Annotated in this window: 15 protein-coding genes; 7 read left to right on the forward strand and 8 right to left on the reverse strand. The window is 57.8% G+C overall.

From position 1 onward, the window contains the following. Nucleotides 1–28: 28 nt before the first annotated feature. The 8 genes from ACT3IC_RS19125 to pspF all read right to left on the reverse strand — a co-directional run bounded on the left by ACT3IC_RS19125 (nucleotide 29) and on the right by pspF (nucleotide 8,437). Nucleotides 29–1,021, reverse strand: a complete 993-nt coding sequence (locus ACT3IC_RS19125; RefSeq protein ID WP_159339434.1) for a CMD domain-containing protein — start codon at nucleotides 1,019–1,021, stop codon at nucleotides 29–31. A gap of 159 nt (nucleotides 1,022–1,180) precedes the next feature. After that, nucleotides 1,181–1,969 carry an enoyl-ACP reductase FabI gene (fabI, locus tag ACT3IC_RS19130; protein WP_103179873.1) on the reverse strand — a complete coding sequence of 263 codons (789 nt, stop codon included), beginning with the start codon at nucleotides 1,967–1,969 and terminating at the stop codon, nucleotides 1,181–1,183. A gap of 122 nt (nucleotides 1,970–2,091) precedes the next feature. Further along, nucleotides 2,092–2,898: a putrescine export ABC transporter ATP-binding protein SapF gene (sapF, locus tag ACT3IC_RS19135; protein WP_103179872.1), complete on the reverse strand. Its 807-nt coding sequence runs from the start codon at nucleotides 2,896–2,898 to the stop codon at nucleotides 2,092–2,094. A 1-nt stretch (nucleotide 2,899) separates the two neighbouring features. Then, nucleotides 2,900–3,892, reverse strand: coding sequence for a putrescine export ABC transporter ATP-binding protein SapD (gene sapD / locus ACT3IC_RS19140; RefSeq protein ID WP_103179871.1), 993 nt, complete (start codon nucleotides 3,890–3,892; stop codon nucleotides 2,900–2,902). After that, nucleotides 3,892–4,782 carry a putrescine export ABC transporter permease SapC gene (gene sapC / locus ACT3IC_RS19145; protein WP_103822232.1) on the reverse strand — a complete coding sequence of 297 codons (891 nt, stop codon included), beginning with the start codon at nucleotides 4,780–4,782 and terminating at the stop codon, nucleotides 3,892–3,894. The genes sapD and sapC overlap by 1 nt, the downstream gene beginning before the upstream one ends. Then, entirely contained in the window at nucleotides 4,769–5,734 is a 966-nt protein-coding gene (gene sapB / locus ACT3IC_RS19150) for a putrescine export ABC transporter permease SapB (RefSeq protein WP_103179869.1), read from the reverse strand. Before sapB ends, sapC begins: the two co-directional genes overlap by 14 nt. Then, the gene (gene sapA, locus ACT3IC_RS19155; RefSeq protein ID WP_103179868.1) at nucleotides 5,731–7,371 is read right to left on the reverse strand and encodes an ABC transporter substrate-binding protein SapA; all 1,641 of its coding nucleotides are present in this window, start codon (nucleotides 7,369–7,371) and stop codon (nucleotides 5,731–5,733) included. The genes sapB and sapA overlap by 4 nt, the downstream gene beginning before the upstream one ends. 88 nt (nucleotides 7,372–7,459) lie before the next feature. Then, complete coding sequence (pspF, locus tag ACT3IC_RS19160; RefSeq protein WP_159339432.1) at nucleotides 7,460–8,437, reverse strand: phage shock protein operon transcriptional activator; 978 nt, start codon at nucleotides 8,435–8,437, stop codon at nucleotides 7,460–7,462. A 167-nt stretch (nucleotides 8,438–8,604) separates the two neighbouring features. Between pspF and pspA the strand changes: the two genes are divergently transcribed. The 7 genes from pspA (at nucleotide 8,605) to tyrR (ending at nucleotide 14,363) form a co-directional block, all read left to right on the forward strand. Further along, on the forward strand, nucleotides 8,605–9,273 hold the full coding sequence (gene pspA / locus ACT3IC_RS19165) for a phage shock protein PspA (RefSeq protein ID WP_156654643.1): 669 nt from the start codon (nucleotides 8,605–8,607) through the stop codon (nucleotides 9,271–9,273). A 51-nt stretch (nucleotides 9,274–9,324) separates the two neighbouring features. Next, nucleotides 9,325–9,549: an envelope stress response membrane protein PspB gene (gene pspB / locus ACT3IC_RS19170; RefSeq protein WP_103179865.1), complete on the forward strand. Its 225-nt coding sequence runs from the start codon at nucleotides 9,325–9,327 to the stop codon at nucleotides 9,547–9,549. Further along, nucleotides 9,549–9,905, forward strand: coding sequence for an envelope stress response membrane protein PspC (gene pspC / locus ACT3IC_RS19175; protein ID WP_103179864.1), 357 nt, complete (start codon nucleotides 9,549–9,551; stop codon nucleotides 9,903–9,905). Before pspB ends, pspC begins: the two co-directional genes overlap by 1 nt. A gap of 14 nt (nucleotides 9,906–9,919) precedes the next feature. Continuing rightward, on the forward strand, nucleotides 9,920–10,138 hold the full coding sequence (gene pspD / locus ACT3IC_RS19180; RefSeq protein ID WP_103179863.1) for a phage shock protein PspD: 219 nt from the start codon (nucleotides 9,920–9,922) through the stop codon (nucleotides 10,136–10,138). A gap of 111 nt (nucleotides 10,139–10,249) precedes the next feature. Next, nucleotides 10,250–11,647, forward strand: a complete 1,398-nt coding sequence (locus ACT3IC_RS19185; RefSeq protein WP_103181094.1) for a YcjX family GTP-binding protein — start codon at nucleotides 10,250–10,252, stop codon at nucleotides 11,645–11,647. Then, a complete protein-coding gene (locus ACT3IC_RS19190; RefSeq protein ID WP_103179862.1) occupies nucleotides 11,644–12,693 on the forward strand; it encodes a YcjF family protein in 1,050 nt (349 codons plus the stop codon). Before ACT3IC_RS19185 ends, ACT3IC_RS19190 begins: the two co-directional genes overlap by 4 nt. Nucleotides 12,694–12,821: 128 nt before the next feature. Beyond that, complete coding sequence (gene tyrR, locus ACT3IC_RS19195) at nucleotides 12,822–14,363, forward strand: transcriptional regulator TyrR (RefSeq protein ID WP_103179861.1); 1,542 nt, start codon at nucleotides 12,822–12,824, stop codon at nucleotides 14,361–14,363. Nucleotides 14,364–14,382 lie beyond the last annotated feature (19 nt).

Below are 14,382 nucleotides of genomic sequence, written 5' to 3' on the forward strand. Positions count from 1 at the left end.
GCAAGCGCTCTTTCGGTCGTTAGTGTGGTTATTCGCTTCTGCCAATGGCGATTTTCAGACGGTTCAGCCAGCCGCAAAAAGCGCTCCAGGTGAGGAGATTGATGGCCTGTACGGGCGACTGGCCATCATCTGTCAGCGGGGTAAACTGCGCGGCGCTGAACTGATCCGGCGATCGCGCCAGCTGTTCTACCGCACGCCTTACCGCCTCATCGTCTTTATACGCCGTGTGAATGCCACTGATGAGAATTTCACCGGTTTGATCGAGGATCAACGGTTCATGACAGAGCACCGGCGTAAGGGGATGCAATAACGGCTCGTCCTGCCAGCGTTCAAGCGAGGCCAGCTGCTGTGGGCTGGCCTGACAACGCTCAACCTCGGGTATGGCAGGCTGCCATGTGTTCAGGTCGTTATCGTCCGGCAGGGCGTGAGGCGGGATATGGTGCCCCGGCAGCCAGCGCACCGGGTGGCCGAGCAGGGCCTGAAACACCGCCACCACGCGCGCCTGAAAGCCCACAAAGCCGATAATCTGATTGATGGTCACGATGTCATACACCGTCAGGCCCATCTCATCGAGCCCCTGCTGCGCTTTGCTGTCAATCACATCCGGCGAGCTGGCAAGCTGGCGGGCATACTGGGTGATCTGGGCGAGACGGCGATTGCTTTCACGGGAGGAGTCGGGACCGGGGAGCGGGGCGAGAAGGGCGGCGTAGTGATTACACAGACGCTGCACGCCGCACACCTGGGCGACGGTCAGAGCAGTGCTGAAACGATCGTAGGCGCTCAGCGTGCGCAGCCGGGTTACGGTGACGGTGCGCGGGAAAAAAAGGTCGCATAGCGCCCGGGCCGGGGTTAACCAGCGTTCACAGGCTGCCAGCAGCGTTGCCGGTAGCGCGATGTTCAGCAAAAAGCGATCGGCGACATGCGCGGCTTCGGGAACCAAAGGCAGGACTTCCGTCGGGCTGCTACTGGACTGGGTCTCATGATACCAGTGGCCTTTGCCAGAAATACGGCGTTGTTCCATGTGCGTTCCTTGATCTCAAAATGGCGATCAATATCCTGGCGGAAGGCGGATAAGCGGAAAAATATTGTTAAGTGATAACAAATAGCGGAACGGAATAACGCGGGGAAAGCGGGCGAAACGGTGGGGATACCTTCCCGCCGGAGCGGGAAGGTAATGAACTTATTTGAGTTCCAGCTCGTTCATTGCAGCGATGCTGAAACCGCCGTCAACGTGAACCACTTCGCCGGAGATGCCAGCAGAGAGGTCAGAGCAGAGGAAGGCTGCGGAGTTACCCACATCTTCGATGGTCACGGTGCGACGGATTGGGGTAACCGCTTCGCAATGCGCCAGCATTTTACGGAAGTCTTTGATGCCGGAAGCCGCCAGAGTACGGATTGGACCGGCAGAGATGCCGTTTACGCGCACGCCTTCCGGACCCATTGCGTTCGCCATGTAGCGCACGTTGGCTTCCAGAGAGGCTTTTGCCAGACCCATTACGTTGTAGTTCGGGATAGCGCGCTCAGCGCCCAAATAGGACAGGGTCAGCAGAGCTGCGCCCGGGTTAAGCATGGAGCGGCAGGATTTCGCCATCGCCACAAAGCTGTAGGAGCTGATGTCGTGTGCGATTTTGAAGCCTTCACGGGTGACCGCGTTTACATAGTCGCCGTCGAGCTGGTCGCCTGGTGCAAAACCGATGGAGTGAACGAAACCGTCAAATTTCGGCCAGGTTTTTGCCAGCTCGGCGAACATGCCATCGATGCTTTCATCTTTAGCAACGTCGCATTCCAGAACAATGCTGGAACCCAGCTGCGCGGCGAACTCCTCTACGCGGCCTTTCAGCTTGTCGTTCTGGTAGGTGAATGCCAGCTCAGCACCTTCGCGATGCATCGCCTGTGCGATACCGTATGCGATGGACAGTTTGCTGGCAAGGCCAGTGACCAGAATGCGCTTACCGGAAAGAAAACCCATAGCTCTTAATCCTTATATTCATTGTTGTGGCGGCTGTCATTTTTGGACAACCGTCGTTAAAACGCGGCGATAATAGCATGTGTCGCGTACAGTGTTAATCCGACCACTCCATACGGGGCAGGTCAGCGATCTTTTCGCCAGGCATCGGCGGTTAAGGCTTCGCCAAAATGCCCGGCAATTAAACGTTTGGTCAGATCGTGAAGTGGGGCGGCCAGCACCGACGCGGTGCTGCCGCGCTCCACCACTGAGCCTTCGTGCATCACCAGCACCTGATCGCTGATGTGCTTCATCATCCCCAGATGCTGGGTGACGTAGATATACGAGATACCCTGTTTCTCCTGCAACTCCAGCATCAGGTTGATAAGTTGTGAACGCATCGACATATCCAGCGAGGCCAGCGCTTCGTCAGCGATGATCACTTTCGGGCGCAGGATCAGCGCGCGGGCAAGACCCAGACGCTGCTTCTGCCCCGGCGCCAGCATATGCGGATAATAGCTGACGTGATCCGGCAGCAGTCCGACCATGCGCAGGGTATCGATGATCTGCTTACGTCGCGCTTCAGGTTCCAGATCGGTATTGAGCCGTAGCGGAAAATCGAGGATCTGTGAGATACGCTGGCGCGGGTTCAGCGAGGTGGAGGGATCCTGAAAAATCATCCTGATCCGCTGGCTGCGGAACGAGTAATCGCCAAATTTCAGCAGATGGTCGTCAATCAGGACCTCACCGTCCGAGGGTTCAATCATCCCGGCCAGCATCTTCGCCAGCGTCGATTTCCCTGAACCGTTCTCACCGATGATCGCCAGGGTCTGCTTTTCACGCAGGGTAAAGCTCAGCGGTTTTACCGCTTCAACGGTCTGTCGGCGGAATAAGCCGGTACGGTAGCGAAAGGTCTTACTCAGGTTGCGCACTTCCAGCAGGGTTTCGACCATGTCACTCTTTCTCCATGTTCAGCGGGAAATGGCAGGCAAACAGATGGTTCTTCGGCCCGGCCAGGCGCGGCGTTTCAATGCACTTACGCTGGGCATAGGGACAGCGCGGACCCAGGCGACAGCCAATGGGCAGGTGCTCCAGCAGCGGGATAGCCCCCGGCAGGGTATTCAGGCGACTTTTATGCGGCATGGGGCTGCCAAAATCCGGTATCGCACGGATCAGCGCCTGGGTATACGGATGATGCGGCGTGGTGATCAGATCCTCGCTGCCGGCGGTCTCCACGGTCTGGCCGCAGTACATCACATCAATCTTATCTGCCCATTTACTCAGCATCTGCAGGTCATGGCTGATCAGCAAAATAGTGGTGTTGTTGTTCTGATTAAGCCGGGTCAGCAGGCGGAAGATTTGCGCCTGGGTGGTCGGCTCCATCGCGTTGGTCGGTTCGTCCGCGATCAGCAGGCGCGGCTGGTTAGCCAGCGCGATGGCAATCATCACTTTCTGACACTCACCGTCCGTCAACTCATAGGGGAAGCTGCGCATGGCGTCTTTGTGATCTTTGATCCCCACCCGGTGCAATAGCTCGATAGCCCGGCGTTTACGCCAGCCAAAACGTTGCCACCAGCGGCCTTTATAGGTCCAGGCGGGAATGTTCTGCATCAGCTGTTTGCCCACCCGCTCCGACGGATCGAGACAGGATTGCGGCTCCTGAAAGATCATCGACACGTTGTGGCCCACCAGCTTGCGTCGTTCGCGGACGGAGAGGCGCAGCAGGTCGATATCATCAAAGCGCATACGGTCAGCGGTGACGCGCCAGTTATCCTTCGCCACGCCGCAAATCGCTTTAGCAATCAGGCTTTTGCCTGATCCCGATTCCCCCACCAGCCCGCGAATTTCGCCTTCGCTCAGGGTAATACTGACGCGATCGACCGCTTTGACCCAGCCTTCGCCGGTTTTAATCTCAATCGTCAGATTGCGAATATCCAGTAACGGCATTATTCCACCCCCGCCACAATGGCGCGACGGATCCCGTCGCCAAGCAGGTTCACCAGTAATACGCTAACCATAATTGCAGCACCCGGCAGCATCACCGTCCAGGGGGCTACATAGATCAGTTCCAGCGCGTCGCCCAGCATCGCGCCCCATTCCGGGGAGGGCAGTTGCGCGCCCAGATCGAGAAAACCGAGCGCGGCGATATCCAGGATCGCCATCGACAGGGCACGGGTAATTTCCGTAACCATGCCCGAGGCGATATTGGGCAGCACCGCAAACCACAGAATATTCATGGTGGTGGCGCCATCGAGACGGGCGGCCACCACATACTCTTTTTCCAGCTCATCATGCACCAGGCTGTAGACCGAACGTACCATGCGCGGCAGTAGCGCCAGCCAGACAGCAAACATGGCGTGCGTCAGATGCGGTCCGGCGAAGGCCACCACGATGATCGCCAGCAGCAGCGACGGGATCGACAGCAGCGTATCGAGAATATGGTTCATCACCGCCGAGCGCAGGCCGTGAGTAGCCCCGGCGACAATACCCAGTACCAGGCCGCACAGCGTGGCGGCCAGGGTGACCACAAAGGCGCCGCCCACCGTCGGCGCAGCGCCGCTCAACAGACGGCTTAACACATCGCGCCCGAGGTCGTCGGTGCCCAGGAAGAAGGAGACTTCACCGTAGCGGGACCAGGATGGCGGTAACAGCTGATAGCCGAGGAACTGCTGATCGATGCCATACGGCGCAAACCACGAGCCCAGGATGCACAGCAGCACCAGGCCGCCACAGCCGTACAGGCCGATCATCGCCATAGCGTCGCCGTAGAAATTTCGCCACACGGTGCGTAACGCACCGGGCGTGCGCTTTTCACTGTATACGCTATCGTAAGGCATACCATTCCTTATGTTTCAGTGGGTTAGCCATAGCGCCCAAAATATCAGATAACACGTTCACAATAATCACCAGCGCGCCAATCACCATCACGCCGGCAGAGATAGCGGCATAATCCTGCTGGCGAATGGCGTTAATCAGCCAGCGCCCGAGGCCTGGCCAGCTAAAGACCATTTCGGTGATCATGGCCAGCGTCAGCATGGTTGAGAACTGCAGCCCGAGACGGGGGATCACCGGCGGCAACGCATTATGCAGCACATGGCGACGTAAAATCGTCAGCCGTGACAATCCGCGTGTGGCGGCCGCTTTAACATAGTTCTGGTCAAACACCTCGCTGGTACTGATGCGCATCAGGCGAATCACCTCCGTGGTTGGTGCCACGGCCAGGGCCAGCACCGGCAACACCATGTGGCGCACGGCGCTGATGATCATCTCATGCCGCCAGACCGAATCTGAGAGCCAGGCGTCAATAATGGCGAATCCGGTGACAGTTTTTACCGCATAGAGCAGGTCAAAACGTCCGGAAACCGGCAGCCAGCCGAGCGTCAGCGAGAAAAAGAGCGTCAGCAGCAGCGCCAGCCAGAAGACGGGAACCGAAAACCCGAGCAGGGCGATCGCGCTGATCAGCTTGTCCTGCCATTTATTGCGGGTGATCCCGGCGAGCATCCCGACCGGGATCCCGACAATCAGCGCAAAACCGAACGCCAGGATGCAGAGCTCCATGGTGGCGGGGAAGACCTCTTTCAGTTGCTCGGAGATGGGCTGGCCGTTAATGCTGGAGACGCCAAAGTCCCAGTGCAGCACGCCTTCAAACCAGAACCACCACGCATTCCACAGCGAAGCACCCTGTAGCGGCGCGTGCGGGGTAAAATAGCTCAGGCTAAAACCCACTAAGGTGAGAAAGAAGAGGGTGATGAGCAGCAACAGCAACCGACGTAAGGTAAAAATAATCACGGTTTTTTCACCTCTTCTTGTTTCTCGCGGGAGACGCCCGCAAACGACGCATTTCCAAACGGACTGAGCACCAGGCCTTTGATATCGTAACGGTACGCCTGCAGACGCAGGGATGAGGCCAGCGGCAGTACCGGCAACTCTTTGGCCAGAATAATCTGCGCTTCATCATAGGCATCGATACGTGCCGCCAGCTGCTGGGTCGACAGCGCCTTGCGTAGAATGCTGTCAAACTCGCGGTTGCACCAGTGGGCATAGTTGGTCTGCGAATCAATGGCCGCGCAGCTCAGGAGCGGACGGAAGAAACTGTCCGGGTCGTTACTGTCTGTCGCCCAACCTGACAGGGTGAGATCGTGGTTCATGTCCATCAGGCGCGCCTCCTGAAAACGGCCTTCTACCGGAACAATCACCACATTAACCCCCACCTGGGCCAGGTCAGCCTGGAGCAGCTCCGCGGTTTTTAGCGGGCTGGGGTTCCAGGCCTGGGAGCTGGTAGGCACCCACAATTGCAGGGTGAGGTTTTCTGCCCCCAGCGCTTTGAGCTGTTCGCGTGATTTTTCCGGGTTGTATTCGGTAATTTTAGCCTCGCTATCGTAGGCCCACGAGGCGCGGGGCAAGATTGAGGCGGCAGTTTCTGCGGTACCGTAATAAATGGACTGCATCAGACGCTGGTTATTGATCGCCAGCGCCAGGGCATGGCGTACCGCCGGGTTGTCCAGCGGCGGTTTGTTGGTGTTAAAGGCCAGATAAGCGATATTCATGCCCGGGCGCAGGGTCAGGCGCAGACGCGGGTCGTCGCGCAGGATAGTCAGCTGGCTGGCAGCGGGCCAGGCCAGGACATCGCATTCGCCGGTCAGCAGTTTCGACAGCCGCCCGGTACCGCCGGAGCCTAAATCGACCACAACCTGCGGCATAAGCGGCGTGCCGCGCCAGAATTTCTCATGGCGTTGCAGGCGCACGTACTGCCCCGCCCGATACTCTTCAACCTGGAACGGTCCGGTTCCTACGGGCTGGCGATCCATCAACTCCATTTTGTCCTTCAGGGTGAGTTGAGTGGCATATTCCGCGGACATCACCGAAGCATAGTGCGTCGCCAGATGCCACAGGAAGGAGGCATCTGGCCGCGCCAGGGTGAACTCCACCGTGCGGTTATCCAGCTTGCGAACGGACTTCACCGTATCGGCAAACTGTAAACTGTCGAAGTAGGGGAAATTACCGCCGTTGATGTAGTGCCACGGATGGTTGCGGTTAAAAATGCGCTGGAAGGTAAAGACCACGTCATCCGCATTGAGTTTACGGGTAGGCTTAAACCACGGCGTGGTCTGGAAGCTGACGTCGTCGCGCAGGCGAAAACGGTATGTGGCCCCGTTGTCCAGCACTTGCCAGCTCTCGGCCAGTTCAGGCACCAGGCGATAGGTATAGGGATCCACATCCAGCAGGCGGTCATAGATCTGGGCGGCGAGGGTATCGACGATCAGGCCGCTGCTCGCCTTTTGCGGGTTGAAGGTGTTGACCTGCCCACTTACGCAGTAGACAAAGCCGCTGTCGCGAATATCCGCGCGATCCGCCAGCTCAGGCGCGGCAAACGCCTGGCTGCTTAACAGACCGAGCGCAATCAGGGACGAGAAAACCAGTCGCATAATTTTTAAGGTTTTTAGAGACGATCTGCAAAGTGTATCGCACTTACACCTGCTTCGTAAAAATGTCTGCGGGTAAGTGCTGATTATGTCATCGCATCTGATGCTTTTTGAGCAATGCCCTTAACTGATGGTAGGTCAGCCCCAGCAGTTCAGCCGCGCGTTTCTGATTAAATTGTGCCTCGCGCAGGCTCTGCTCCAGCAACCGCTTCTCCTGCTCCAGCTGGAACAGACGCAAATCGAGGGGCAGGGTAGGTATACCCGTGGTAAGCGGTTTGCTGACAGAGGGCTGTGCGGGACGCTGAAAGGGATCGATCACAATTTCATCCAGCTCTGTCTCGCTGCTACCGTGGCGGTAGACGGAGCGCTCCACTACGTTTTTCAGTTCGCGGATATTGCCCGGCCAGCGGTAGTCCAGCAGCGTTTCACGGGCGTGCTGACTAAAACCGGGAAACAGCGGCAGCCCAAGCTCGCGACACATCTGAATAGCAAACTGCTCCGCCAGCAGCATGATATCGCTGCGCCGCTCGCGCAGCGGCGGCAGGTTAACCACATCAAACGCCAGCCGATCCAGCAGGTCGGCGCGAAACTTATCCTGCTCGACCATCTCCGGCAGATTGGCGTTAGTGGCGCACACCAGCCGCACGTTTACCTGTAAAGGCTGGCTGCCGCCCACGCGCTCCAGCTCGCCATACTCAATGACGCGTAGCAGTTTTTCCTGCACCAGCATCGGCGCGGTCGCCAGCTCATCAAGAAACAACGTGCCGCCATCGGCGCGCTCGAAGCGACCGGGATGGCGACGCTGCGCCCCGGTAAAGGCGCCCGCCTCGTGACCAAACAGTTCCGTATCCAGCAGGTTCTCGTTCAGCGCGGCGCAGTTCAGAGAGATAAACGGTCCATCCCAGCGCCCGGAGAGGTAGTGTAGCCGGTTGGCAATCAGCTCCTTGCCGGTGCCGCGCTCGCCGATAATCAGCACCGGTTTATTCAGCGGTGCCAGCCTGGATACCTGCTCCAGCACTTCGAGAAAACTGTTGGCTTCCCCGAGTAACGTGTCTTTAAATTCAGCCATGACGTAATTGACCACTTATTGGTGTAATTCACTAAGTGAGAGTAGGGCGTAGCGGGCGAAAAAGCAATCACATCGTATAAAATCAATAAGATATAAAACTGGCACGGGAATTGTATTAACTATGCAGCAGGGCTTAGCCCGATAACAGAAAATATGAGGATTCAATTATGGGTATTTTTTCTCGTTTTGCCGACATCGTGAACGCCAACATCAACTCACTGCTGGAGAAAGCAGAGGATCCGCAGAAGCTGGTTCGTCTGATGATTCAGGAGATGGAAGACACGCTGGTGGAAGTGCGCTCTAACTCCGCCCGTGCGCTGGCTGAGAAAAAGCAGCTTTCCCGCCGTATTGAACAGGCGACCGCCCAGCAGGCCGAATGGCAGGAAAAAGCGGAGCTGGCGCTGCGCAAAGATAAAGAGGACCTGGCCCGCTCTGCGCTGATTGAAAAGCAGAAGCTGACCGATATTGTCGCCACCCTTGATCAGGAGGTGACGCTGGTGGATGAAACCCTTGCCCGCATGAAAAAAGAGATTGCGGAGCTGGAGAACAAGCTGAGCGAAACCCGCGCCCGCCAGCAGGCCCTGACGCTGCGTCACCAGGCGGCAAGTTCATCCCGTGACGTGCGCCGTCAGCTCGACAGCGGCAAGATTGACGAAGCCATGGCCCGTTTTGAGTCGTTTGAGCGTCGTATCGATCAGATGGAAGCGGAAGCGGAAAGCCACAGCTTTGGCAAACAGAAAACGCTGGATCAGCAGTTTGCCGATCTGAAAGCGGATGATGAAATCAGCGAGCAACTGGCCGCGCTGAAGGCCAAAATGAAACAAGACAATCAATAATAAAAACTGCGGCGCCCGCCGGCGCCGCCACTCATCACACAAGGAGTAGACATGAGCGCGCTTTTTCTTGCCATTCCGCTGACCATTTTCGTGCTATTTGTTCTGCCGATCTGGTTGTGGCTGCACTACAGTAACCGTTCTTCAAGGGGAGAGCTGTCGCAAAGCGAACAGCAGCGCCTGGCGCAATTAACTCAGGACGCAAATAAAATGCGCGAACGTATTCAGGCGCTGGAGGCGATTCTGGACGCAGAACATCCGAACTGGAGGGATCGCTAATGGCACTGAACCTGAATAAAAAATTGTGGCGTATCCCCCAGAAGGGGATGGTGCGCGGCGTCTGCGCCGGACTGGCGCACTACCTCGACGTGCCGGTGAAGCTGGTGCGTGTGGTAACGGTACTCTCCATTTTCTTTGGTCTGGCGTTTATTACCCTGGTGGCCTATATCATTTTGTCCTTCGTGCTGGACCCGATGCCGGACGGCGCGATGGGCGATGAAAATAGCCCCACCAGCAGTGAATTACTGGACGCGGTGGATGCTGAGCTGTCGGCAGGCGAAAAACGCTTGCGCGAAATGGAGCGGTATGTCACCTCGGATACCTTCACGCTGCGAAGCCGTTTTCGTCAGCTTTAACTGAGAGAACTGATATGAATCAACGCTGGCAACAGGCCGGACATCGCGTCAAGCCGGGCCTGAAAATCGCAGGGAAGCTGGTATTACTCACCGCACTGCGTTACGGCCCGGCAGGCGTGGCGGGGTGGGCGATCAAATCGGTTGCCCGCAAGCCGGTACGAATGTTGTTGGCCGTCGCGCTGGAGCCGATGCTGAAAAAGCTCGCGAACCGGTTATCCAGTAAACTGAAATAATTCGCAACGGCACAAAGTTCAATGTGCCGTTGCGCTGCTTTTATTCCTTTCTCCTTGCCCCCGTGTCATATTTCTCAGAACAATAATTCCTTCAGGCAGAACAGGATGGCGATGAAGCGACTTAAAAATGAATTTAATTCTCTGGTAAATCGTGGGGTTGACCGACATTTGCGCCTGGCGGTTACCGGACTGAGCCGCAGCGGCAAAACCGCCTTTATCACGGCGATGGTCAATCAGCTCCTTAACCTGCATGCCGGGGCGCGCTTGCCGCTGTTGAGCGCGGTACGCGAAGAGCGCCTGCTCGGCGTGAAGCGCGTCCCTCAGCGCGATTTTGGCATTCCCCGTTTCACCTACGATGAAGGGCTGGCCCAGCTTTACGGCACGCCGCCAACCTGGCCCACGCCCACCCGCGGGGTGAGTGAAATCCGCCTGGCGCTGCGGTACCGTTCCAATGATTCTTTGCTTCGCCATTTTAAAGAGACCTCCACTCTCTATCTGGAGATTGTCGATTATCCCGGCGAATGGCTGCTCGACCTGCCGATGCTGACCCAGGACTATCTCAGCTGGTCGCGGCAGATGACCGGCCTGTTACAGGGGCCCCGCGCGGCCTGGTCCGCCCGCTGGCGTTCCCTGTGTGAGGGGCTGGATCCGCTGGCACCCGCCGATGAAAACCGGCTGGCGGCCATTTCGGAAGCCTGGACCGATTACCTGCATCAATGTAAGAAAGAGGGTCTGCACTTTATCCAGCCGGGTCGCTTTGTGCTGCCTGGGGATATGGCGGGCGCCCCGGCCCTGCAATTTTTCCCCTGGCCGGACGTGGAGGCTTTTGGTGAATCGAAGCTTGCCCAGGCGGACAAACATACCAACGCCGGTATGCTGCGCGAACGCTTTAACTACTACTGTGAGAAAGTGGTTAAGGGGTTCTACACTAACCACTTTTTGCGCTTCGACCGCCAGATTGTGCTGGTGGACTGCCTTCAGCCGCTCAACAGCGGGCCACAGGCGTTCAACGACATGCGCCTCGCGCTAACCCAACTGATGCAGAGCTTCCACTACGGGCAGCGCACGCTGTTCCGGCGTCTCTTCTCTCCGGTGATCGACAAACTGCTGTTTGCCGCCACCAAGGCGGATCACGTGACGGTGGATCAGCACGCCAATATGGTATCGCTCCTCCAGCAGCTGGTGCAGGATGCCTGGCAAAACGCCGCCTTTGAGGGTATCAGCATGGACTGCCTGGGGCTGGCCTCGGTGCAGGCCACCCAGAGTGGCCTGATTGACGTTAATGGCGATAAGATCCCGGCGCTGCGCGGCCACCGTCTGAGTGACGGCGCCCCGCTGACGGTCTACCCTGGCGAAGTACCCGCCCGATTGCCGGGCCAGGCATTCTGGCAGAAGCAGGGGTTTCAGTTTGAAGCCTTCCGCCCGCAGACGATGAATGTAGACCAGCCGCTTCCGCACATTCGCCTAGATGCCGCGCTGGAGTTTTTGATTGGAGATAAATTGCGATGACCGAACCCTTAAAACCGCGAATGGATTTTACCGGCACCCTGGAAGAAGCGGATCGCGAAGCCTTCAAAGCGGCACAAACATTTGATGACACCCAGGCCGGAAACTTCGCCCCGGTAGTGACCGATATGCTCCCTGCGGAAGAAGGACAAGCCGAAGCCGTCGTCGAAGCCGCTTTGCGGCCTAAACGTAGCCTGTGGCGCAAAATGGTCAGCGCGGGCCTGATGCTGGCGGGCGTTGCGGTGGTGGGGCAAGGCGTGCAGTGGGCAATCAATGCCTGGCAAACCCAGGACTGGGTGGCGCTGGGAGGATGCGCGGCAGGTGCGCTTATCGTCGGCGCGGGCGTCGGCTCTGTTGCCACAGAATGGCGCCGTTTATGGCGACTGCGCCAGCGCGCCCACGAGCGCGATGAAGCCCGGGATCTGCTGCACAGCCACGGCACCGGTAACGGGCGGGCATTTTGTGAAAAACTGGCGAAACAGGCCGGGCTCGATCAGTCTCATCCGGCCTTGCAGCGCTGGTACGCCGCCATTCACGAAACGCAAAACGATCGCGAAGTGGTATCGCTGTATGCCCACCTCGTGCAGCCGGTGTTGGACAGCCAGGCGCGGCGGGAGATCAGCCGCTCGGCAGCCGAATCAACGCTGATGATTGCCGTCAGCCCGCTGGCGCTGGTGGATATGGCTTTTATTGCCTGGCGCAACCTGCGCCTGATCAACCGTATTGCCACGCTGTACGGTATCGAACTGGGCTATTACAGCCGCTTGCGCCTGTTCCGCCTTGTACTACTCAATATGGCCTTTGCCGGGGCCAGTGAGCTGGTCCGCGAGGTGGGGATGGACTGGATGTCACAGGATCTGGCCGCTCGCCTTTCGGCCCGTGCGGCGCAGGGGATTGGTGCGGGATTACTCACCGCGCGGCTGGGGATCAAAGCGATGGAATTGTGCCGTCCACTGCCGTGGACAGAGGATGATAAACCCCGGCTGGGGGATTTCCGTCGGGAATTAATCGGCCAGCTGAAAGATACCCTCAATAAAAAACCGCAGTAAGCTCGCTTCCTCGCACATAATTCCGACACCCTGCTCACAGGCTGTCAATATTTGTTGACAGCCGTCTTCCCGATTGCAGATATCTGGCTTATCATTTCAGGGTTAATGGCTTATAGAGTGATTTTCCCATGCGTCTGGAAGTGTTTTGTAAGGACCGTCTCGGCCTGACTCGCGAGCTGCTCGATCTCCTTGTTTTGCGGAGTATTGACCTGCGTGGAATTGAGATTGACCCAATCGGGAAGATTTACCTGAATTTTGCTGAAATTGCTTTCGAAACATTCAGCAGCTTAATGGCTGAAATCCGCCGTATCGCTGGCGTTACGGATGTGCGCACCGTGCCGTGGATGCCCTCCGAGCGCGAGCACCTGGCCCTCAGCGCGCTGCTGGAAGCGATGCCCGAACCCTTTTTATCCCTGGATCTGAAAGGCAAAATCGATCGGGCTAATCAGGCGAGCTGCCAGCTGTTTGCCCTGGAGCCGGAGAAACTGAGCAACCACAACGCCGCCCAGCTGATCCCCGGCTTCAATTTCCAGCGCTGGCTGGAGAGCAACCCGCGCTCGACTCACAGCGAGCATGTGGTTATTAACGGACAAAATTTCCTGATGGAGCTCACCCCGGTCTATCTGCAGGGCGACAACGACGACAGAACCCTGACCGGTTCAGTGATCATGCTGCGCTCAACGGTCCGTATGGGACGTCAACTGCAAAACCTGTCGAGCCAGGATACGGGCGCCTTCAGCCAGATTATTGCCGTCAGCCCGAAAATGCGCCACGTGGTGGAGCAGGCGCGCAAGCTGGCAAACCTTGCCGCACCGCTGCTGATCACCGGCGACACCGGTACCGGCAAAGATCTGCTGGCCCATGCGGTGCATCAGGCGGGGCCGCGGGCGAGCAAACCTTATCTTGCCCTGAACTGCGCTTCTATTCCGGAAGATGCCGTTGAAAGCGAGCTGTTTGGCCACGCGCCGGAAGGCAAAAAAGGCTTCTTTGAGCAGGCCAACGGCGGCTCGGTGCTGCTGGATGAAATTGGCGAGATGTCGCCGCGGATGCAGGCCAAACTGCTGCGTTTCCTCAATGACGGCACCTTCCGCCGGGTGGGAGAAGATCATGAGGTGCATGTGGATGTGCGCGTCATCTGCGCCACCCAGAAGAACCTGGTGGAACTGGTGCAGAAGGGGATGTTCCGGGAAGATCTCTATTATCGCCTGAACGTTCTGACCCTCAATATTCCGCCGCTGCGCGATTGCCCCCAGGACATCATGCCGTTGACCGAGCTGTTTGTGGCGCGCTTTGCCGATGAGCAGGGTATCCCAAGACCGAAGTTTTCAGCCGATCTGAATACGGTTCTTACCCGTTACGGCTGGCCGGGGAATATTCGTCAGCTGAAAAATGCGATCTATCGTGCCCTGACCCAGCTAGAAGGCTATGAGCTGCGGCCGCAGGATATTTTATTGCCGGATTACGATGCCGGAACGGTGGCGGTAGGCGAAGAGGCGATGGAAGGATCGCTGGACGACATTACCAGCCGCTTTGAACGCTCGGTGCTGACGCAGTTGTATCGTAACTATCCCAGCACCCGTAAGCTGGCGAAACGGTTGGGCGTGTCTCACACCGCCATCGCCAACAAGCTGCGCGAGTATGGTCTGAGTCAGAAGAAAGGTGACGAGTAGCGCCTGTCAGTACATAAGT

The organism is Leclercia sp. GHBNCSD, from assembly GCF_055805075.1.

Bases quoted from the DNA above. Each gene is read 5' to 3' on its own strand.
- pspA (WP_156654643.1), top strand. From the start codon at position 8,605: ATGGGTATTTTTTCTCGTTTTGCCGACATCGTGAACGCCAACATCAAC.
- fabI (WP_103179873.1), bottom strand. From the start codon at position 1,969: ATGGGTTTTCTTTCCGGTAAGCGCATTCTGGTCACTGGCCTTGCCAGC.
- ACT3IC_RS19185 (WP_103181094.1), top strand. From the start codon at position 10,250: ATGAAGCGACTTAAAAATGAATTTAATTCTCTGGTAAATCGTGGGGTT.
- sapC (WP_103822232.1), bottom strand. From the start codon at position 4,782: ATGCCTTACGATAGCGTATACAGTGAAAAGCGCACGCCCGGTGCGTTA.
- pspF (WP_159339432.1), bottom strand. From the start codon at position 8,437: ATGGCTGAATTTAAAGACACGTTACTCGGGGAAGCCAACAGTTTTCTC.
- pspC (WP_103179864.1), top strand. From the start codon at position 9,549: ATGGCACTGAACCTGAATAAAAAATTGTGGCGTATCCCCCAGAAGGGG.
- sapD (WP_103179871.1), bottom strand. From the start codon at position 3,892: ATGCCGTTACTGGATATTCGCAATCTGACGATTGAGATTAAAACCGGC.
- ACT3IC_RS19125 (WP_159339434.1), bottom strand. From the start codon at position 1,021: ATGGAACAACGCCGTATTTCTGGCAAAGGCCACTGGTATCATGAGACC.
- sapA (WP_103179868.1), bottom strand. From the start codon at position 7,371: ATGCGACTGGTTTTCTCGTCCCTGATTGCGCTCGGTCTGTTAAGCAGC.
- ACT3IC_RS19190 (WP_103179862.1), top strand. From the start codon at position 11,644: ATGACCGAACCCTTAAAACCGCGAATGGATTTTACCGGCACCCTGGAA.
- tyrR (WP_103179861.1), top strand. From the start codon at position 12,822: ATGCGTCTGGAAGTGTTTTGTAAGGACCGTCTCGGCCTGACTCGCGAG.
- pspB (WP_103179865.1), top strand. From the start codon at position 9,325: ATGAGCGCGCTTTTTCTTGCCATTCCGCTGACCATTTTCGTGCTATTT.
- pspD (WP_103179863.1), top strand. From the start codon at position 9,920: ATGAATCAACGCTGGCAACAGGCCGGACATCGCGTCAAGCCGGGCCTG.
- sapF (WP_103179872.1), bottom strand. From the start codon at position 2,898: ATGGTCGAAACCCTGCTGGAAGTGCGCAACCTGAGTAAGACCTTTCGC.